General features: G+C 65.7%; 17 protein-coding genes. 9 read left to right on the top strand and 8 right to left on the bottom strand.

Annotated features, from left to right (window positions below):
• The first annotated feature begins 117 nt into the window (after nt 1–117).
• The 3 genes from choW to ACVMIM_RS29890 all read left to right on the top strand — a co-directional run bounded on the left by choW (nt 118) and on the right by ACVMIM_RS29890 (nt 3297).
• Nucleotides 118–972, top strand: a complete 855-nt coding sequence (gene choW / locus ACVMIM_RS29900) for a choline ABC transporter permease subunit (protein WP_040996939.1) — start codon at nt 118–120, stop codon at nt 970–972.
• On the top strand, nt 969–2150 hold the full coding sequence (choV, locus tag ACVMIM_RS29895) for a choline ABC transporter ATP-binding protein (RefSeq protein ID WP_476116376.1): 1182 nt from the start codon (nt 969–971) through the stop codon (nt 2148–2150). Before choW ends, choV begins: the two co-directional genes overlap by 4 nt.
• Before the next feature lie 109 nt (nt 2151–2259).
• A complete protein-coding gene (locus tag ACVMIM_RS29890) occupies nt 2260–3297 on the top strand; it encodes an MBL fold metallo-hydrolase (protein WP_476116374.1) in 1038 nt (345 codons plus the stop codon).
• Between the two features lie 10 nt (nt 3298–3307).
• On the opposite strand, the gene ACVMIM_RS29885 is transcribed toward ACVMIM_RS29890, so the two are convergent.
• The gene (locus ACVMIM_RS29885) at nt 3308–5380 is read right to left on the bottom strand and encodes a transcriptional regulator (RefSeq protein WP_476116372.1); all 2073 of its coding nucleotides are present in this window, start codon (nt 5378–5380) and stop codon (nt 3308–3310) included.
• A gap of 173 nt (nt 5381–5553) precedes the next feature.
• On the opposite strand from ACVMIM_RS29885, the gene ACVMIM_RS29880 reads away from it, so the two are divergent.
• Nucleotides 5554–6639 carry a PLP-dependent cysteine synthase family protein gene (locus tag ACVMIM_RS29880; protein WP_476116370.1) on the top strand — a complete coding sequence of 362 codons (1086 nt, stop codon included), beginning with the start codon at nt 5554–5556 and terminating at the stop codon, nt 6637–6639.
• Between the two features lie 72 nt (nt 6640–6711).
• Entirely contained in the window at nt 6712–8193 is a 1482-nt protein-coding gene (locus tag ACVMIM_RS29875) for a pyridoxal phosphate-dependent decarboxylase family protein (protein WP_476116368.1), read from the top strand.
• 21 nt (nt 8194–8214) lie between these two features.
• Here ACVMIM_RS29875 and ACVMIM_RS29870 read toward each other — a convergent pair whose 3' ends face one another.
• The 3 genes from ACVMIM_RS29870 to ACVMIM_RS29860 form a co-directional block, all read right to left on the bottom strand.
• On the bottom strand, nt 8215–8589 hold the full coding sequence (locus ACVMIM_RS29870) for a YciI family protein (RefSeq protein WP_476116366.1): 375 nt from the start codon (nt 8587–8589) through the stop codon (nt 8215–8217).
• A gap of 95 nt (nt 8590–8684) precedes the next feature.
• On the bottom strand, nt 8685–10094 hold the full coding sequence (locus ACVMIM_RS29865; protein WP_278049315.1) for an ATP-binding protein: 1410 nt from the start codon (nt 10092–10094) through the stop codon (nt 8685–8687).
• On the bottom strand, nt 10091–10807 hold the full coding sequence (locus ACVMIM_RS29860) for a response regulator (protein WP_476116364.1): 717 nt from the start codon (nt 10805–10807) through the stop codon (nt 10091–10093). The genes ACVMIM_RS29865 and ACVMIM_RS29860 overlap by 4 nt, the downstream gene beginning before the upstream one ends.
• 240 nt (nt 10808–11047) lie before the next feature.
• Between ACVMIM_RS29860 and ACVMIM_RS29855 the strand changes: the two genes are divergently transcribed.
• From ACVMIM_RS29855 to clpS, 4 genes are all read left to right on the top strand, one after another.
• Entirely contained in the window at nt 11048–11350 is a 303-nt protein-coding gene (locus ACVMIM_RS29855) for a hypothetical protein (protein ID WP_476116362.1), read from the top strand.
• Nucleotides 11351–11388: 38 nt separating this feature from the next.
• The gene (locus tag ACVMIM_RS29850) at nt 11389–11625 is read left to right on the top strand and encodes a hypothetical protein (RefSeq protein WP_476116361.1); all 237 of its coding nucleotides are present in this window, start codon (nt 11389–11391) and stop codon (nt 11623–11625) included.
• Between the two features lie 146 nt (nt 11626–11771).
• Nucleotides 11772–12086 (top strand): hypothetical protein, encoded by a 315-nt coding sequence (locus tag ACVMIM_RS29845; RefSeq protein WP_476116359.1) that lies wholly within the window; start codon nt 11772–11774, stop codon nt 12084–12086.
• 129 nt (nt 12087–12215) lie between these two features.
• Nucleotides 12216–12521 (top strand): ATP-dependent Clp protease adapter ClpS, encoded by a 306-nt coding sequence (gene clpS, locus ACVMIM_RS29840; RefSeq protein ID WP_040996915.1) that lies wholly within the window; start codon nt 12216–12218, stop codon nt 12519–12521.
• A 49-nt stretch (nt 12522–12570) separates the two neighbouring features.
• Here the strand turns inward: clpS and ACVMIM_RS29835 are convergent, their stop codons facing one another.
• The 4 genes from ACVMIM_RS29835 to ACVMIM_RS29820 are packed head-to-tail and all read right to left on the bottom strand — an operon-like array spanning nt 12571 to nt 19399.
• Nucleotides 12571–14658: a hypothetical protein gene (locus ACVMIM_RS29835; RefSeq protein WP_476116357.1), complete on the bottom strand. Its 2088-nt coding sequence runs from the start codon at nt 14656–14658 to the stop codon at nt 12571–12573.
• Nucleotides 14659–14661: 3 nt separating this feature from the next.
• Nucleotides 14662–17484, bottom strand: coding sequence for a DUF4159 domain-containing protein (locus ACVMIM_RS29830; RefSeq protein ID WP_476116355.1), 2823 nt, complete (start codon nt 17482–17484; stop codon nt 14662–14664).
• A complete protein-coding gene (locus ACVMIM_RS29825) occupies nt 17481–18395 on the bottom strand; it encodes a DUF58 domain-containing protein (RefSeq protein ID WP_476116353.1) in 915 nt (304 codons plus the stop codon). The genes ACVMIM_RS29830 and ACVMIM_RS29825 overlap by 4 nt, the downstream gene beginning before the upstream one ends.
• Nucleotides 18395–19399, bottom strand: coding sequence for an AAA family ATPase (locus tag ACVMIM_RS29820; RefSeq protein WP_476116351.1), 1005 nt, complete (start codon nt 19397–19399; stop codon nt 18395–18397). The genes ACVMIM_RS29825 and ACVMIM_RS29820 overlap by 1 nt, the downstream gene beginning before the upstream one ends.
• Nucleotides 19400–19443 lie beyond the last annotated feature (44 nt).

Genomic DNA, 19443 nt, shown 5'->3' with positions numbered 1-19443 from the left:
TTGGGACCGGCATAATTCCGGAAAAGGGCAGCCCTTGAAGAGGCTGCCCTTTTTCATATGCCTGGAGACGTGAGAGGATGACCGTGCGGCAAGCGCGGCGAAGCCGAGAGGGGAAAGATGGATCCGATTTCTAAATTCCTGACCGATTACAAGATCCCGATCGGGCCATGGGGCAAGGCGTTCTTCGGCTTCCTGACCGACAATTTCGACACCATCTTCCGGGCGTTCTCAAACGGGCTGAACTTCATCCTCGACGGGGCGGTGAACCTCCTGCTGATGGTGCCGCCGGTGCTGCTGGCGCTGGTCATCGCCATCATCGCCTGGCTCTTGCAGCGTTCGCGGCCGCTTGCCATCGGCGTCTTCCTCGGCCTGATCTTCATCATCAACCAGAATCTGTGGAAACAGACGGTGCAGACGCTGGTGCTGGTGGTTGCCGCCGCCGCCATGGCGATGGCCATCGGCGTGCCGCTCGGGATCTGGGCCGCGCACAAACCGAAGGTCTACCGCGTCATGCTGCCGGTGCTCGACCTGATGCAGACGCTGCCGACCTTCGTCTACCTGATCCCAGTGCTCACCCTGTTCGGCCTCGGCAACGCGCCGGGTCTCATCGTCACCATCATCTTCGTGATCCCAACGGCCGTGCGGCTCACCCATCTCGGTGTGGTTTCCGTGCCCAAGGCAATCATCGAAGCGGGCGAGGCCTTCGGCGCCACCAAGCGCCAGCTTCTGTGGAAGGTGGAGCTGCCCTCGGCGCTGCCGACCATCATGGCGGGCCTGACGCAATCGATCATGCTGTCGCTGTCGATGGTGGTGTTCGCCGCGCTGATCGGCGCCGGCGGCCTCGGTACGGAAATCAACCGCGCCCTCGGCTCGCGTCGCATCGATCTCGGGCTTGAGGCGGGCCTCGCCATCGTCGTGCTCGCCATCGTGCTCGATCGCATGACCCGCATCGGCGTTGGAGGCAAGAAATGACCGTCGCGGTTGATTTCAAGAATGTGGACATCGTCTTCGGCGCCGATCAGGCCGGCTCGCTGGCGCTGATCGACCAAGGCGCCACGCGTGCCGAGATCCTCGAAAAGACCGGCGATGTGCTCGGATGCGCCGGCGCCAGCCTAACCGTGCATGAAGGCGAGATCTCGGTGCTGATGGGCCTGTCCGGTTCGGGCAAGTCGACGCTGCTCCGGGCCGTCAACCGGCTGAACGTCGTGTCGCGCGGCCAGGTGCTGGTCAAGGACGGCGACCGCATCGTCGATGTCGTCACCTGCGACGAGACGACCTTGCGCCGGCTGCGGCAGAAGCAGGTGGCCATGGTGTTCCAGCAGTTCGGCCTGCTGCCGTGGCGCACAGTCGAGGAAAATGTCGGCTTCGGCCTGGAGCTTGCCGGCGTGCCGGAGGCGGAACGCAAGGCGCGGGTGCAAAAGCAGCTGCAGCTTGTCCATCTCGACCAATGGTCGAAGAAATACGCCCATGAGCTTTCGGGCGGCATGCAGCAGCGTGTCGGCCTTGCCCGGGCCTTCGCCACCGAAGCGCCGATCCTTTTGATGGACGAGCCGTTCTCGGCGCTCGACCCGCTGATCCGCACCAAGCTGCAGGACGAACTGCTGCAGCTCCAGGCGGAGCTGAAGAAGACCATCATCTTCGTCAGCCACGACCTCGAGGAGGCACTGAAGATTGGCAGCCACATCACGATCATGGAGGGCGGCCGCATCGTCCAGACTGGCGCGCCGGAAGACATCGTGCTCAGGCCCGCCAACGACTATGTCCGCGACTTCATCGCCAATGTGAACCCGCTGTCGGTGCTGACGGCGTGGAACGTCATGCGGGACCGCCGCGACCTGGAGCAGGGCGACAACGGTTGGGTGTGGCTCGACCGGCGCAAGACGACGCGCTTCAAGATCGACGAGCACGGCCTTGTGGCCGCCGCCGAGCGCGACGGAAAGCCGGCGGTGTGGGTCTCCTGCGCCGATGTCGAGCGCCAGCCGGAGGAGGGGGCGCAGGTGTTCTGGGCCAATCCCGGCACGCCGCTGAAGACGGTGATGCTCGCAATGCACCGCTCGCAGACGGCGCCAGTGGCACTGTTCGACGAAGGCTCGCGTTTCGTCGGCTCGATCGGCATCCGCGACGTGTTGAGCGCCGTGCTGAGGCGATAAGGTTTTGCCTTTTTAGAGCAGCTTGAGGTGCGCGCGCTGGCGGGCACCTCGTGCTTGTTCTAAACTGGCCGACAGCCGGACTGCCGGCGTCAGGCGAAAGGGGGCGCGAATGATCTTCCGTCAGCTGTTCGATTCCGTTTCGGGCACCTATTCCTATCTGCTCGCTAGCCGCAGGGGCGGCGAGGCGCTGATCATCGATCCGGTGCTGGAAAAGGTCGACCGCTACCTGCAACTGGTCAACGAACTCGATCTCAGGCTGGTCAAAGCGGTGGATACGCATCTTCATGCCGACCACATCACCGGCCTTGGCGCGTTGCGCGACAAGACACATTGCGTGACCGTCATGGGCGAGCAGACCAAGGCCGATGTGGTGTCGATGCGGCTTGCCGACGGCGACAAGCTCGGGATCGAAGGGCTGGCGCTCGACGTGATCTACACGCCCGGCCATACCGACGATTCCTACAGCTTCGTCTTGCCGGACCGGGTCTTCACCGGCGACACCCTGCTCATCCGCGGCACCGGCCGCACCGATTTCCAGAACGGCGATCCGCGCCAGCAGTATGAATCGATCTTCGGCCGCCTGCTCAAGCTGCCCGACGAGACGCTGATCTTCCCGGCGCATGACTACAAGGGCGAGACCGTGTCGACGATCGGCGAGGAAAAGGCCTTCAACCCGCGCCTGCAGGTGAAGTCGGTCGATGAGTATGTGAACATCATGAACAACCTCAATCTGTCCAACCCGAAAATGATGGACGTGGCCGTGCCCGCCAACATGCGGGTCGGGCTGCACCAGGATGACATCGCCAGCCGCGGCTGGGCGGTGACCGCGCAGCAGGCGCTGGCGCTGGTCGGGCGGCCCGACGTGGCGCTGGTCGACCTGCGCGAGCAATCCGAACGCGAGCGCCACGGCGTCATTCCCGGCGCGATCCATCTGCCCTATGCGCGGCTGCAGGAGAACATCGCCGCCGGTGGCATGCTGCACGAGCTGGCGAAGTCGACGAGCAAGCAGATCCTGTTCTATTGCGCCTTCGGCGAGCGTTCGGCCATGGCGGTGCAGGCGGCGCAGGATGTCGGGATCGCCAGTGCCCGCCACATCCAGGGCGGTATCGACGCCTGGCGGAAGGCCAGCGGCCCGCTGATGCATTAAGCTGAATGGCTCAATTCAGTCCGATCAGCTTGGCGCCCTTGCGGAACAGGGCTTCGCCGTCCCGGTCGAAGCGGAACGTGGCGATGAAATCGTCGGCACGATAGTCAGGCCAAGTGTTGCGGATCCTGGCGGCGAAGCTGCGCGCCTCGTCCTGCCGGCCAGCCAGCGCCAGGCAATGGGCGGCGATCGCCAGGATGATGACGTGGGCATTGGGTCTTGCGGCCGCCTTCAGCGCCCATTCGGCCGCCGCGTCGAATTCGCCGAGCCGCGCGTGCGCCATGGCGCGCGCCCCCATCATGCCGAACAGCAACGGGTCGAAGGGGCTGAGGTGGCGCGAATGGTCGGATGAGCCGATCGCCGATTGCGGATCGCCCGACTGCGAATGGACGAAGGACAGCGCGTAATGGCCGAGCGCGAAATTGGGGCTGAGATCGACCGCATTCGCGAGTTCCAGCAGCGCGCCGTCCTGCTCGCCGCGCAGCCATAGCGCGCGGCCCATCGCCCAGTGGGCGGCAGGGTTGCGGTCGTCGACCAAGAGGCTCTGGCCGGCGCTTTCGAAGGCAAGCGCGGTCTCGCGGTCGCGGTCGCCCCAGCGCTGGAACGCATTCTGCCAGTGGGTGAAGGACATGCCGGCATGGGCCCGGGCGAAAGTGGGGTCCAGCTTCAGCGCCTCGCCGAAGAAATGCTGCGCCAGCTCGTTTTCCTGGCGGGTGAAGCGATACATGTGCCAGAGGCCGCGATGATAGGCCTCCCAGGCATTGAGCGAGTTTGGCGCTTTCAGCAATGCGCGGTTGCGCTCCACCGTCGCGATCTCGGCGGCGATGGAAGAGACGATGCTGTTGCCGATATTCTCGCTGACGATGAAGATGTCGTCGGGCTTGTGCTCGAAGGTCTCGGCCCAGACCACCCTTGCCGTGCGGACCTCGACAAGCTCGACCGAGACGATGAACCGGCCCGGCAGGCTGCGCACCGAGCCTGTCGCGACATAGTCGACATTCAGCCTGCGTCCGGCGTCTTCCGGCGCAATGTTCTTCTCGGCGAGCGCAAAGACCGAGCCACGGGCGATGACGAAGAAATCGCGAAGCTTGGCAAGCCGCGTGATGATGTCGTGCGTGAGGCCGTCGGCCAGTCCGCCACGGAAGCCGCCAGTGCCGGCGCTCTCCGCAAACGGCATCACCGCGAGCGACGCCCGGCGCGTCGCCGCCGGTTCGGTTTCGATCTCGGCGACCGGCAGGTCCGGGGACGGGAAAGCCGGTCCGGATCGGGCGCATGGGGTTGCGCTGGCATTGCGGGCTTTTATCTCCTGCCACGCCTCACGCAACGGCGTGAAATCCAGCTCTTCGGAGTGAAACAGCTCCGCCGCGGTGGCAAGGTGCTCCTCGCCGGCGCCGATCTGTCCGCGCCGGGCCAGGTTTTCCAGCAGCGCCACATGGGCACGGCCGTCGAAGGGCGCAAGCTCCAGCCATTTGTCGATATAGGCGCCGGCCTCATCGGCTCCCTGCGGGACAAGACTGATGATGTGCTCCAGAACCGCTACATGGCAGGCACTGAAACGGCGGCGCTGCGCCGTCAGCCAGCTGCCGAAATGCGGGCTGCGATCGAGCTCGAGCCCGTCGAGAAAATCGCCGGCGAACAGTTGCGCAAGCGCCCGCAGACGGTCGAGGCGAAGCGTCTCGATCCCTTCCGCCACCGCTGCGGCGGCCTCGACGGCATCGACGCTCGCTCCGCCGAGGCGAAGCGCCACGGTGTCGCCTTCCGTCTCGACTCGGCGCAAGCCTGGTTCGTCCAGCGCGGCACGCAGCTTGCTCAGACACCAGCGCAACTCGCCGCGCGGATCGTTGGGCACGTCCCAGAGAAGTTCGCAAAGACGGCTGCGGCTGACAGGGCGGGGCGCCAGCGCCAAATAAGCGAGCAGTGCGCGCAGCTTGCGCGAGGAAGGGAGCCTGACGGGCACACCGTCACGGGCGATCGTCAGCTTCCCGAGCAACCGCACGGAAAGGCTGCCTGAGCTGCCCTCGATGCACGGTCGAGTGGATTCCACGTATGTTTCCACGCTTTCTCCAACGCTCACCAGTTGGTCCATATTCTATCACCAAAGACGACAGGAGGCAGCCGGCAGCCCATTCCGTGCCGGAACGCCGCCGTTGCCGCGTATGCGGCAGGTCGAGCAAACCCTATCGCGGCCAGGTGTCGAAACCGCGCCGCCAAAACTGCCGGTCTGTAACCGGCACGTGAGGACATCGAGGAGAAAGCCGCATGTTGCATCAGTTGAAAATCAGGACCACGGCCGGGCGCGGCCGGCTATTCGACAGCATTCTCGACACGGTCGGCGACACGCCGGTCATCCGCATCAACAATCTCGGGCCGGGTCACGCGACAATCTATGTAAAGGCCGAATTCTTCAATCCGGCGGCCTCGGTAAAGGACCGGCTGGCCCTCAACATCATCGAGGAAGGCGAGCGCAGCGGTAAGCTCAAGCCCGGCCAGACGGTGGTCGAGGCGACGAGCGGCAACACCGGCATCGGCCTTGCCATGGTCTGCGCGCAGAAAGGTTACCCGCTGGTGGTGACGATGGCCGACAGCTTCTCCGTCGAGCGCCGCAAGCTGATGCGCATGCTTGGCGCCAAGGTGGTGCTGACGCCGCGCGCCCAGAAAGGCTTCGGCATGTATAAGAAAGCGGTCGAGCTGGCCGAGGCCAATGGCTGGTTCCTGGCGCGCCAGTTCGAGACCGAGGCCAATGCCGCCATCCACGAGGCGACCACGGGCCGCGAGATCGTCAACGATTTCGCCGGGTCGCGTCTCGACGTGCTTGTCACCGGCTACGGCACCGGCGGCACAGTGGCCGGCGTCGGCCGGGTGCTGCGCCGCGAGCGGCCGGAGGTGAAGATCGTGCTGGCCGAGCCGGCGAACGCGCAGCTGATCGGCAGCGGCAAGGCCCAGGAGCGCGGCGCCGGCGGTGCGCCGGCCGTCAGCCATCCGGCTTTCGAGCCGCATCCGATCCAGGGCTGGACGCCGGACTTCATCCCCAATGTTCTGCAGGAAGCGATCGACCGGAGCTACTATGACGAGGTGGTGCCGATCCCCGGTCCCGATGGCATCAAATGGGCGAAGGCACTGGCGCAGCAGGAAGGTATCTTCACCGGCATCTCCGGCGGCGCCACCTTCGCCGTCGCGCGGCAGATCGCTGGCAAGGCCCCGGCGGGCTCGGTGATCCTGTGCATGCTGCCCGATACCGGCGAGCGTTACATGTCGACGCCGCTCTTCGATGGCATCGAGGCGGAGATGGACGCCGAGGAGACGGCGCTGTCGCGCTCGACGCCGAGCTGCCAGTTCGAAGCCTGAGAAGGCGCGGCGCCGCCGTCCCGTCGGGTCGGCGGCGCCGCGGCCGATTCGCATGTCTCGGGGGAGAAACTGATGGACACGCTGCAGCAAGCCGTTGTCGCGGAGGAAACGCTCGATCCACCAGATTGGGCCGATATGCAGGCCCTTTCGCACCGGATCGTCGAGGACGCCGTCGCTTATCTCAGGGATGTCCGGGACCGTCCGGTGTGGCGCGAGATGCCGGTCGATATCCGCGCCTTCTTTTCTGCGCCGCTGCCGCGCGAGCCGATGCTCATTGCCGACGTCTATGACGATGTCGCCCGCAACGTGATGCCTTACCCGATGGGCAACATCCATCCGCGTTTCTGGTCTTGGTATATGGGGGCCAGCAACTTCACCGGCGCGCTCGGCGACTTCCTTGCCGCGATCCAGGGTTCCAATCTCGGGGGCGGCAACCATGCCGCTGGCTTGATGGACGGTCAGGTCGTCAACTGGATGAAGGAGATGGTCGGATTTCCGGCCTTGGCAAGCGGCACGCTGGTCAGCGGCGGCTCGATGGCCAACCTCATCGGTCTGACCGTGGCGCGCAACGTCAAGGCCGGCATCGACGTGCGCGAACGTGGCGTCGGCGCCATGCCGAAGCCGTTGCGCTACTACGCCTCGGACCAGGTCCATTCGTGTCACCGCAAGGCGATGGAGGCGCTCGGGCTCGGCAATCGGGCGCTGCGGCGGATTCCGACCGATGCCGGTCTGCGCATCGATATCGCCGCGCTCAAAGCGGCAATCGCGGAGGATCGCGAGGCGGGTTTCAAGCCGGCCTGCGTGATCGGCACGGCTGGCACCGTCAACACCGGTGCGATCGACGACCTGCAGGCGCTGGCGGTGTTGGCTGCCGAGGAGGACCTTTGGTTCCATATCGACGGCTGCATCGGCGCGCTGATCGCCATCGCACCTGAAAACAGATCGCTCGTCGCAGGTATCGAACAGGCGGATTCGATCGCGCTTGATCCGCACAAATGGCTGCACGCGCCATTCGAAGCCGGCTGCGCGCTGGTGCGGGACGCATCCCAGCATCGCAAAACCTTTGCCGTCACGCCGGAATATCTGGAATCGAGGCCGCGCGGCCTCGCCTCCGGAGAGTGGCTGCACGATTACGGGCTACAAACATCGCGCGGTTTCCGCGCGTTGAAGATCTGGATGGCGCTGAAGGAGCATGGCGTCGAAAAGTTCGGCCGGCTGATCGACCAGAACATCGCCCAGGCCCGCTACCTCACCCAGCTGATCGAGGCGGAGCCGTCGTTCGAGCTGATGGCGCCGACCACCATCAACATCGTCAGCTTCCGCCACCGGCTGGATGGCGCGTCGGAGGAAAGCCTGAAGGCGTTCAACACCGAGATCATGCTGAGACTCCAGGAAGAGGGCATCGCGGCTCTGTCCGACACAACCGTGCATGGCCGGCACTGCCTGAGGGTGGCGATCGCCAATCACCGCACCCGCCGCGAGGATCTCGACCTGCTGGTCGCAGAGATGCTCCGGCTGGGACGGGAAATCGCGGCTGCCGCCACACCGATCTGAAACATGCGGGCGAAGCGTATCTCAACCAACCTGCAGCGCTGCGCCCGGCAAATAGAGCATGATCGGCCGGATCTCGTAGACGGCGGTCGGGTTGACGCGCTTGAGATCGCGCGCCGCGGCGATCGCCTCGTCCTGGTTCGCGCAATCGAGGACATAGAGGCCGAGCAACTGTTCCTTCGTCTCTGCGAAGGGACCGTCGATGACCATGCCATCGCCTGGGCCGCGCAGGGTCACGGCCTTGGCCGTCGCGTCGAGCCTGGCCGCCGGCCCGAGCTTGCCCTCGCGCGTCAGCCGGTCGTTGACCTCGAGCAGGTCTTTCATCAGCGCCGCATCCTCGTCGGGCGTCCAGGACTGCACGGTGTCTTCCGCGTGATATGCAAGGACGGCGTAGAACATGGGTGGATTTCCCTCGTAACCAAGCGGGCCGCACTATCACAAGGAAGGGGCGGTCGATCCAGTGGCTCAATGCGGCGGGATGACCGCCTGCTGACTCAAGCTGCCACCGGCAAGCTCAGCTCCGTCAGCAGCCCGCCGCCAGGGTAGTTGGAAAGATTGACCTCGCCGCCGGCGCCGCGCGCGATGTTGCGGGCGATGGTGAGGCCGAGGCCGAGGCCGCCGGTGGTGCGGTTGCGCGATTCCTCCAGCCGCACGAAGGAGCCGAATACCGCGTCCAGCTTCGCCTGCGGAATGCCGGGGCCTTCATCGCGGATCGACAGCGTGATCGTGTCGCCCGATCGGCGCACGCCGAGATGCGCCTTCTTGCCGTAAGTCACGGCGTTCTGGATGAGATTGGTGACGCAGCGGCGCAGAGCCACCGGTCGCGCGATGCAGATCAGGCCGCGCGACGGAACCACGTCTTCGTCGAAGGACGCGCCGTCGAAGGAGTCCGCCACCGATTCCACCAGCGACCAGAAATCGATCCGCTCGGCCTTTTCTTCGGTCACCTCGAATTTGGCGAAGTCGATGACCGAGCTGGCGATGCTTTCGATCTCGGCGAGGTCGTGCGCGAGCGCCTCGCGCGCCGGCGACTTGCGCAGCAGTTCGAGGCGGAGGCGCATGCGTGTCAGGGGCGTGCGCAGATCATGCGCCAACGCCGCCGCGAGGTGCTCGCGATCCTCGACATAATCGCGCAGCCGCATCTGCATGGCATTGATCGCTTTCGCGGCGGCACGGATCTCGCGGCTGCCGCTCTCGGCGATCGGCGGGCTTTTCAGGTCGTTGCCGATGCGCGTCACCGCCGTTTCCATCATCCGGTAGGGCGCGGTCAGCCGGCGCAGCGACCAGATCGACATGATGACGATCAAACCGGCGATCAGCGAGTAGAGCGGCAGGCTGTCGACGCTCAGAATTGGTCCCGCCGGCGTGATCGGCTCGGTGAAATTCAGCCATTGCCCGTCGGAAAAGCGCAGCGAGGCGGTCAGCTTGTCGCTTTGCGCGAAATCCGCTGCCAGGACCAGAAGGTCGCGCTCGACCTGGCCGACATCCTTGTTCGTCGCCTCGCCGTCAGGCACATCGGATTCCTGCGTGGCGGGATCGCGTCGCACGCGCGCGTCGGTGATGCCGAATTTCGACAGGCGGCCGACCAGGATGTCCTCCAACTCGGCCAGTTCATCGTCGCCGGCGATCGAAGAGGTGACGGCGGGCGTGTCCGAAACCGTCAGCGCATAGGTCGAGTTGAACAGGCCCGACGCGGTCGCCTTGCGCTCTTCGGGCGTGGCGTCATGCATCAGCTGCACCAGCGAGTAGGCGCGGTCGTTCAGCCGGTAGAGATCGACGATGCTGTTGGCGGCGGCCCGGTCGCGCGCCACGATGTAGAGCGTCGCCACCTGGCTGATCATCAGGCCGGCAATGACTATGAGCAGCACCCAGACTGGCAGCGTCTGCGGCAGGAAGCGTCTCATTCGGACGTGGTCTCGGGCAGGAACTGATAGCCGCCGCTGCGCACGGTCAGGATCAGCTTGGGCGTCTTCGGGTCGTCTTCCATCTTGCGGCGCAGGCGGCTCACCAGGATGTCGACGCTGCGGTCGAAGCTGTAGCCGGTGTCGCCGCCGGAAAGCTCGATCAGCTGCTCGCGGGTAAGCACGCGCTGGGCGCTCTTGACGAAGGTCTGCAGCAGGTTGAACTCCGCCATCGTTAGCTCCACCCGGACATCATCGGGCGCCGTCAGGCGGCGCCGCCCGCAATCCATGGTCCAGCCGGCGAAACGGTAGATCTGCTTGGCGGTGGGACGACGCGGCTCGGCGCTGCCGTTGCGTCTGAGCACGGCGCGGATGCGGGCCAGAAGCTCGCGCGGATCGAAAGGCTTCGGCACGTAGTCGTCAGCGCCCATTTCGAGGCCCACCACGCGATCGGTCGTTTCGGTGACCGCGGTCAGCATGATGATCGGCGTCGTGTAGTTGGCGCGGATCTCGCGGCAAAGCTCAAGCCCGCTTTTGCCGGGCAGCATCACGTCGAGAACGATCAGGTCCACGGGCGTGCGGCGCAGGATCGCTTCCATCTCTGTGCCGTCGCCGGCTACCGTCGTGTGCAGGCCGCGCTTCTGGAAGAACTCCTGCAGCAGGTCGCGTATGCCCTTGTCGTCGTCGACGATCAGTATGTGCGCATCGGATTTCACTCGAAACCTATCATCCTATTTTGGCCGGACATCCCTTCGCGAATACCCACACGATAGAATTCGGGCCACATCTTGGCCAGTGGCCGCGACCGCCGCGCCGGCCGGATTCCCCAGAAACAATCCAGAAACAAAATTCTACAGTCGGGAAAAACTGGTGAAAAATTTCAAGGTCATAACCGGTGCCGTGGCGGTCAGGTCATCGGCTGCAACGCAAGTTTTCCGGAGTAACGGGCGAGACCAATGCAGAGGTTCTGGATCAGCGTGATGGGTGGTTTGCTCAGCATATCGCTCATCACAGCCGCAGCCGGCGCCTCCACCGCAAAGGTCGCCCCGCTCACCCGGACCGAGCGCTGCACCAATCTGAGCCGTCAGGTTGACGAAGCCCTCGAAACCCATGCCGCGGCAACGCAGGTCACCGCGGCGAAAGCACTGCAAAGAAGGGGAAACCGGTTCTGCGCCAACAAGAAACAGGCACAGGGAATCCGGATGCTCGCAAATGCTTTGAAGCTGCTTGGAGTGACGCCGATCGATCCCGCTCAGTGACGCTCATCCAGATCTGCAAGAAAAAGGGAAATGAAGCCATGAAGAAGTCCATCCTCTCCGCCCTCGGCCTCGGTGTTGCTCTCGCCTTCGCGATGCCGGCTCTCGGCAACGCCCAGACGACGACCACCGCTCCGGCTGCCTCGACCGCGACCACCACGACCGCTCCGGCCGACAGCACCGCGAAGAAAGTCGTCAAGAAGACCGCCAAGAAGCACAAGAAGGCTGCGAAGAAGGTCGTCAAGAAGACCGACAAGAAGGACGCTCCGAAGACCTGATCCCGGCTTCGGCACTGCAAAGCCGTTCCGGCCATTTCGGCCGGGGCGGCTTACGCGCGAGGGGGAGCCGTCTCAACCGGCAGTTTCCGCTACGCCTGTTGCGGCCCTTAACCTGATTGCAATGCCGGTGCTGTAGGACAATCCGCATGAAGAAGCGGTTTTCGTCCCTGATGCGTTCGCTGACACTCGGCGGCCTGATCGTCACCGCGGCCGCACGATCGTTGATCATCTTCACCGCAAGCCCCGTGCCGGATCCCGCCAGCGGCAGGACCGAGCCCGAGCTGTTCGCTCCGCTGATCTCTTCGAGCTTCGACTACATCACCCCGGCGCAGTCCTGGATCCTGCTCGTGCTGACCGGCGCGACGATGGTCGGCTTTGTCGCCTGGATGCTCTTCGCGCTGCTGGAGCGCGGATCGGGCGGCCCCGGCAGGCCGCGCACGGCTGGACGGCAGGGCCGTTGACCGGCGGGCAACGCTTCCCCACATAGAGTTTTCATCGCCTCGGCCGTTGCCGTTGCGCAGGCAAATGGACGTGCGCGTCCCTGCGTGACAAAGTGAAATGAATACCCAGTTCATCACTGGTGGATTCCGATGCCCGAAACCGTCCTCAAACCCCGCACCAAGACGCGGCCGAAAACCGAGCGGCCGAAGCTCTACAAAGTCATCCTCGTCAACGACGATTTCACGCCGCGCGAGTTCGTGGTGACGGTGCTCAAGGGCGAATTCAAGCTCAGCGAGGATCAGGCGCACCGCGTCATGATCACCGCGCATACGCGCGGCGTGTGCGTGGTCGCCGTGTTCACGCGCGACGTCGCCGAGACCAAGGCGGCGCGCGCGACCGACGCCGGCAAGGCCAAGGGCTATCCGCTGCTGTTCACGACCGAGCCGGAAGAATAGGGGTGGGGCGCCTCTCTTTCTCCCGCAAGGGAAGAAGGGGAAGGTGGCGCTATCGCCCTTCGCGATACCACATCGAGCCGATGGCGAGCAGCAAGAGGCCGAGGCCGAGGAAGCCGCCGAACAGCGGCACGCGCGACACGGCCTTGAGCGTGCTGTCGTCGGTCGTGCGCAGGCCGATCCAATCGTCGCCCGAGGCGGCCGCCGAGGAGCGGACCGGCACGATCGACGGCAAGGCCACGCCGCCGGCGAGATTGGCGAGCGTCGATGAGGGCGCCAACCGCCGCACGCTGCCGCCGGTCGCCTCGGCCGGCGCCTTCAGCCTGTCCTCGGTCGAAATCACGTCGGAGAATTCCGGCGCGTTGATCGGGCCGACATGGGCAAGCGCGGTGAGATCGCCATTGCCGATCTGGTAAAGGCCGATTTCGCTGGTCCGCAGGCTGCCGGTGAAGATGCCGGGCTCGGCTTTCTCGAGCTTCACCGTCACGGTCTTGCCGGACGGCGTGATCACCTGGGCGGGACCCGGATCGTCGCTCATCGTCTGGCGGCGGATTTCGAGTACCATGCCGCGGCCGTCGGCAGTCAGCCGTTCCTCTTCCAGCTCCGGCTCCTTCATCAACCAATGGGCGATGCGGCGATAGAGCTGAACATGCGGGCCGCCGCCTTCGAAGCCGCGCGCCCACAACCAGCCCTGGTCCGACAAGAGCATGCCGACACGGCCTTCGCCCTTGCGGTCGAGCAGCAGCAGGGGCCGGTTGTCGGCACCCTTCATCACCACTTCACCTTCCGGGTTCTTGACGCCGATGGTGCGGAACCAGCGGCTCCAATGCGGCGGCTCGCTTGCCGAGCCGTCGAGCCCGCGCGTCACCGGATGGCGCTGGCCGAGATCGGTCAGACGCGGATAGAAGGCCTTGTCCACCACCTCGCCGGTCGGCATGGCGGGCAGCGCGGCGTTGAGCGGCGTGCGGGCAATGGAGTTTTCGCCGGCATATTCGGGGCCGGCGGCAATCAGAAGCGCGCCGCCCTTTTCGACATATTCGGAGATGTAGTCGTAATAGAGGATCGGCAGCACGTCGCGGTGCTGATAGCGATCGAAGATGATCAGGTCGAAATCCTTGATCTTCTCGACGAACAGCTCGCGCGTCGGGAAGGCGATCAGCGACAATTCGTTGATCGGCGTACCGTCCTGCTTTTCCGGCGGGCGCAGGATGGTGAAATGGACGAGATCGACCGATGCGTCCGACTTCAAAAGGTTGCGCCAAGTGCGCTCGCCGGCATGCGGCTCGCCGGACACCAGGAGCACGCGCAAGTTTTCGCGGATGCCGTCGACCAAGGCGATCGCCCGGTTGTTGGCGTCGGTGAGCTCGCCGGGCTCCCGATCGATGCCGAGCTGGACGATGTTGCGGCCGGCATTGGGGATCGTGACCGAGAGCTTCATCGGCTGGCCGACGGTCGCGTGCTCGACCGAGACTTGCTCGCCATTGACCGAGACGCGCACGTCCACCGGCGCGCCGTCGCCTTCCGTTGAAATGACGCGGTAAGTCATGTCGAGCGGCTTGCCGACGAGGCCGAAGCGCGGCGCATTCTCGAAACGGATGCGGCGGTCCTTCTCATGCTCGTTTCCGGTGATCAGCGCATGCAGCGGCGCGTTGAACTCCGGCGTACCGGCAGGCGCATCGTGCACCTCGCCGTCGGTGATCATCACGGCGCCGCCGATGCGCGACGGCGGCACGTCGCGGAAGGCGCCCTCCAGAGCGCTGAACAGCCTGGTTTCGGTACGGTCGTCCGCGGCTTCGGACTTGCCGGCCTCGACGACGCGGACATCGAACTGCTTGAAGCGGGCAAGACGCTGCTCGAGGCCGGCCAACGCCTCGTCGGTCTGCTTGGTGCGGTCGCCGATGTCCTGGCTCTGGCTGCGGTCGACAATGACGGCGACGACGCTCTTCAGCGCCTCGCGCTCCTCGGCGAGGAAAACGGGATTGAGCAAAGCCGCGGCAAGCGCGAGCAGCGCGACGAAGCGTAATGCCGAGCCGCGCTGGCGGAACCACAGGCCGACCAGCGCCAGCAAGAGCAACGGCACGAAGAGCAGGCCGAAGAGCGGCCAGGAGACGAGCGGTTCGAAGGAGATCGACCAGTTCATGATCTACTGCCCCAGCCGTTCCAGCAGCACCGGCACATGCACCTGGTCGGATTTATAGTTGCCGGTCAGCATGTACATCATGATGTTGACCCCGGCGCGCAGCGCGTAGACGCGTTGCATCGGGTCCGGCGGCACCGTCGGCAGCATCGGATCGCCGTTCTCGTCGATCGCCCAGGCGCCGGCGAAATCATTGGCGGTGATCATGATCGGCGACACGCCGTCGCCGGTGCGCACGGGACGGTTCTCGGTGTTGCTGGCATCGAGCGAGGCCTCGACCCAGAGCGGGCTGCCGTTGAAGCGGCCGGGGAATTCCGGAAGGATGAAGAAGGATTTGGTCAGCACGTGGTCCGATGGCACCGGCTCCAGCGGCGGCACGTTGAGATTGCCGAGGATGTCGCGCAGCCGCTCGGTGGCAGGGCTCGCCGAGCCGGCGCCGATGCCGTTCGAAAACTGGTCGCGCGTGTCGAACAGAACAGTGCCGCCCTGCTGCATATAGGCATCGATGCGGGCGATCGCCGCTTGGCTCGGCATGGGCGCCGTCGCATCGATCGGCCAGTAGATCAGCGGGAAGAAGGACAGTTCGTCCTTGGCGATGTCGACGCCGGCCGGCGGACCGGGTTCGAGCGCGGTCTTCTCGATCAGGAAACGCGTGAGGCCCTCGAGGCCGGCGCGGCTGATCGAATCGACGCCGGGCTCGCCGGTGATGACATAGGCGATGCGGGTTTTCGAAATATCCTCGATCGCCTGGCCGTCGCCTGGCTTCGAATCGTCGGCGCGGGCAAGATCGGCATGGCCGAAAAGGCCGCCCAGCACCGCCAGAACGGCCGCGGCGGTCGCCGCCGTGCCTGCGCGGCGCGGCCGGCGTGCCAGCAAGCCGCCCATCCAGAACACGGCCAAAGTGTCGAGCGCCATCAACAGGAGCGCGATGGCGACCAGCGGCCCCTTCAGGTTTTCCGATTCATCGAAGGCGTAAGGGATGGCTGTCACCGGCAGCGAAACCTGCGGACGGACAAGCGGCGCGAACGTGCTCGACGCGTCGAGCAGATTATGCGCGAAGACGCCCGTCTCCGAGCCGTAAAGGCCGGGCGGATTTTCCAAGGTCACCGGCAGCGGACCGGCGCCGGGCACCAGCGGCCGGGCATCCGGCGAGGGCGGCGTCAGCATGCCGTCGGCGCTGATCATCCGATAGGGCGCGAGCGATGCGGAGGTGGCCTCGGCATTGGCGATCGCGGCGCCCTGGTTGCGCGACAGCTGCACGATGCGTCTCAGCATTTCGACGAAGCTGCCGGAGATCGGCAGGTTCGACCAGGTCGCCTCGGGCGTGACATGGAAGAGCACGAGCGTGCCCTTGTCCTTCTTCATGCCCGTCACCAGGGGCGTGCCGTCGGCAAGCGTGGCCCATGTGCGCTCGACGATGTCGGGCGTCGGCTCGGCCAGAACCTGCCGGCTGACCGTCACCTCGGAGGGCGGAGAAAGATCGGCGAAGGGACCGTTCTTCGGGAATTCGGTGACCGCCTGCGGCGTCGTCCAAGACAGCGCCCCGCCCAGCGCGCGCTCGCCGCTGCGCAGCCTGACCGGCAAAAGATCGTCGTCATTGCCGGCCGCGGCAAGGCGGGGACCCGCAAAACGCACCAGCGTGCCGCCCTTGTCGACCCAGTCGACCAGCCACTGCTTGACCTGCGCCGGAATGGTGCCGACGTCGGCCATGATGATCATCGCCGGCTTCTGGTCGAGAAGCTGCGGAATGGCGTCCGCGAGATCGGCGCTCGACGGCTCGACCAGGTCGGCAAAGGGCTGCAGGGCGCGGCGGATGTAATAGAGCGGCGACAGAAGCGGCTGCGCCTGGTCGGCTTCGGCCTGCGACAGAAGGCCGACACGGCGGCGTTTCGAACTCTCGTCCAGCACGCGCACGGCGCCGGCCTGATGCTCGCCGTCGAGCGCGATCGAAGCGAAATCGTTGCGCAGCTCGAAGGGAACCGCCATCGTCCCCGTGGCGGTGGCTTCGCCCGGCGCGAAGGTCAGCGTCGCATCAGCGATGCGGCGGCCCTTGTCGTCGAAGGCGCCCGCGGTGACCTGCGCCGGCGCCGGGTTGCCAGGCGCGCGAATGGCGGTCAGCGCGAAACCGTCGACCTGGTTGTCGGCGCCGATCAGGCCGGTTACGGACGGCCGGTCGGATGTGGCCCAGACCAGCCGGGTCGCGTTCTTTTCGAGCAGCGTCTTGAAAGCGGCCTCATCGCCTTTGGCGGCAAGTCCGTCGGCGAGCACCGCGACGCTGGCGCCCGGCAGGCGCTCCAACGCGGCGGCGACGCGGGCGTAGACGGCGAGCCTGTCGGTAGGGATCGGCCGCGGCTTGGCGGCGCGCAGGTGATCGAGCGCGGCCGAAGCGTCGAAAGGTCCGATCTCGGCGTTGGGCTTCTCGGCGGTGAAGGCGATGACGACCGGCACGCCGTTCGAACCGGCGTCGGCGATCAGCCGCTCGGCGGTGGCCACGCGCTTGTTCCAGTCGGCGGCGCTCGCCCAGCCGTTGTCGATGACAAGTGCCAGGGCCGCACCTTCCGCCGGCAATTTTTCGCGCGGATTGAAGACCGGCTCGGCCAGCGCCATGACGACGAGCGCCGCCATCAGCAGCCGAAGCAGCGTCAGCCACCACGGGCTCTGCTGCGGGGTTTCCTCGCGCCTCAGGACCCGGGCGAGGATTCTCAGCGGCGGGAAAACCTCCGTCTGCGGCCTGGGCGGAGTGAGGCGCAGCAGCCACCAGATCACCGGCAGCGCCAGAAGGCCCCACAGCACCATGGGCGCCCCGAAGGAAAGCGGCAGCCAGCTCATGCGACCGCCTTTGCGAAATCGGTGCCGTCGGCGGTCATCGCCATATGGATGTGCACCAGCGCCTCCGAGGCGAGGCGGTCGGTGTGGTTGACGGTGTAGCTCCAGCCGAGACGCTTGCACCAGGCGGCCAGTTCCTCGCGGCGGGCCCGGTAAAGCAGCCGATATTCCTCGGCCAGCATCTCCGCGCGGCCGGCGGTCAGCTTGTCGCCGGTCTCGGGATCGGTGAATTCGGTGCGGCCGGCATAGGGGAAGGTTTCCTCAGCCGGATCGGCAACCTCGATCAGATGCGCACGCACGCCGTGGCGGGCGAGCACGTCGAGCCAGGCCTTGGTTTCCTCGACCGGATCGAGAAAATCGCTGACGAGCACGATATCGCAGAAGCGGCGGATGGCCGACAGATCCGGCTTGGCGGGCAGCGCGGCGGCGTGGCTCAGTTGGGCGGCGATGCGCTCGGCGCCGTTGCGGGCGGTGAACGGATCGGTCAGACCCGGCCAGGCGATGCGCTCTCCGCTGCGCGACAAAAGCTCGGCCAGGGCGAGCGCCAGCACCAGCGCCCGTGATTCCTTGGAGACGCTAGCCGTGGCGGATTTGTAGAGCATGGAAGGCGAAGGGTCGGCCCAGAGCCAGACGGTATGCGCGGCTTCCCATTCGCGGTCGCGCACATAGGTATGGTCGTCTCTCGCCGAGCGGCGCCAGTCGATACGCGAGGAATCGCCCTCGACATAGGGCCGGAACTGCCAGAAATTCTCGCCGATGCCGCGCTTGCGGCGGCCGTGCCAGCCGGCGATCACCGTGTTGACGATACGGCGCGCCTCGACCAGCAGGTCCGGCACCAATGAAGCCCGCAACCGGCCGCGGGCGAGCGCGTCGCGCGTCGCAACCGGTGCCTGGACCTCGCCTATTCGACCCATCAGATGCCTTTTGCCAGCTTCGCCACCACGTCACGCACGGAAGTGCCTTCGGCGCGGGCGGCGAAAGTCAGCGCCATGCGATGCTGCAGCACGGGTTCGGCCAAAGCGCGAACGTCGTCGACCGAAGGCGCCAACCTGCCATCATATAGGGCGCGTGCGCGGGCGCACAGGGTCAGCGCCTGGCTGGCGCGCGGGCCCGGCCCCCATGCGACATGCTTGTCAGTCTCGACATTGCCTTGGCCCGGCCGGGCCGACCGCACCAGCTTGAGGATCGCCGCGACGACGCTTTCCGGCACCGGCATGCGGCGGATCAGCGTCTGGATTTCCCTCAGCCTGGCCGGCTGCAGCACGTTGTCGGCTTTTGCCTCATCGACCCCGGTCGTTTCGAGCAGGATGCGACGCTCCGCCTCGATCTCCGGATAGAGGATGTCGACCTGCATCAGGAAGCGGTCGAGTTGGGCCTCGGGGAGGGGATAGGTACCTTCCTGCTCCAGCGGGTTTTGCGTCGCCAGCACATGGAAAGGCGAGGGCAGGTCGTGGCGGGCGCCGGCGATGGTGACGTGATATTCCTGCATTGCCTGCAGAAGCGCCGACTGCGTGCGCGGCGAGGCGCGGTTGATCTCGTCCGCCATCAGCAATTGCGTGAAGATCGGTCCGGAAATGAAGCGGAAGGAGCGCTTGCCGAACTCGTCCTGCTCCATCACTTCGGAGCCGAGGATGTCCGACGGCATCAGGTCGGGCGTGAACTGGACGCGGCGTGAATCGAGGCCGAGCACGATGCCCAACGTCTCGACCAGCTTGGTCTTGGCGAGGCCCGGCACGCCGACCAGCAGCGCATGGCCACCCGCCAGCAGCGCCACCAGCGTGCGCTCGACGACGGCCTCCTGGCCGAAGATCACCCGGCCGACCGCGTCGCGGACCTTGGAGATGTCGGCCAGCGCCTTTTCGGCTTCCTCGATCATCGCTTTTTCGCTGATCGGGCTTTCCTTGATCATCACGCTCATGCCGCTCGATCCTTGTGGTTGGAGATACCGGCCTGCATTCTCAA

Source organism: Mesorhizobium sp. USDA 4413 (genome assembly GCF_056280365.1).
Note: the sequence above shows the minus strand (reverse complement) of the source record. Positions and strands in the feature narration are given on the sequence as shown.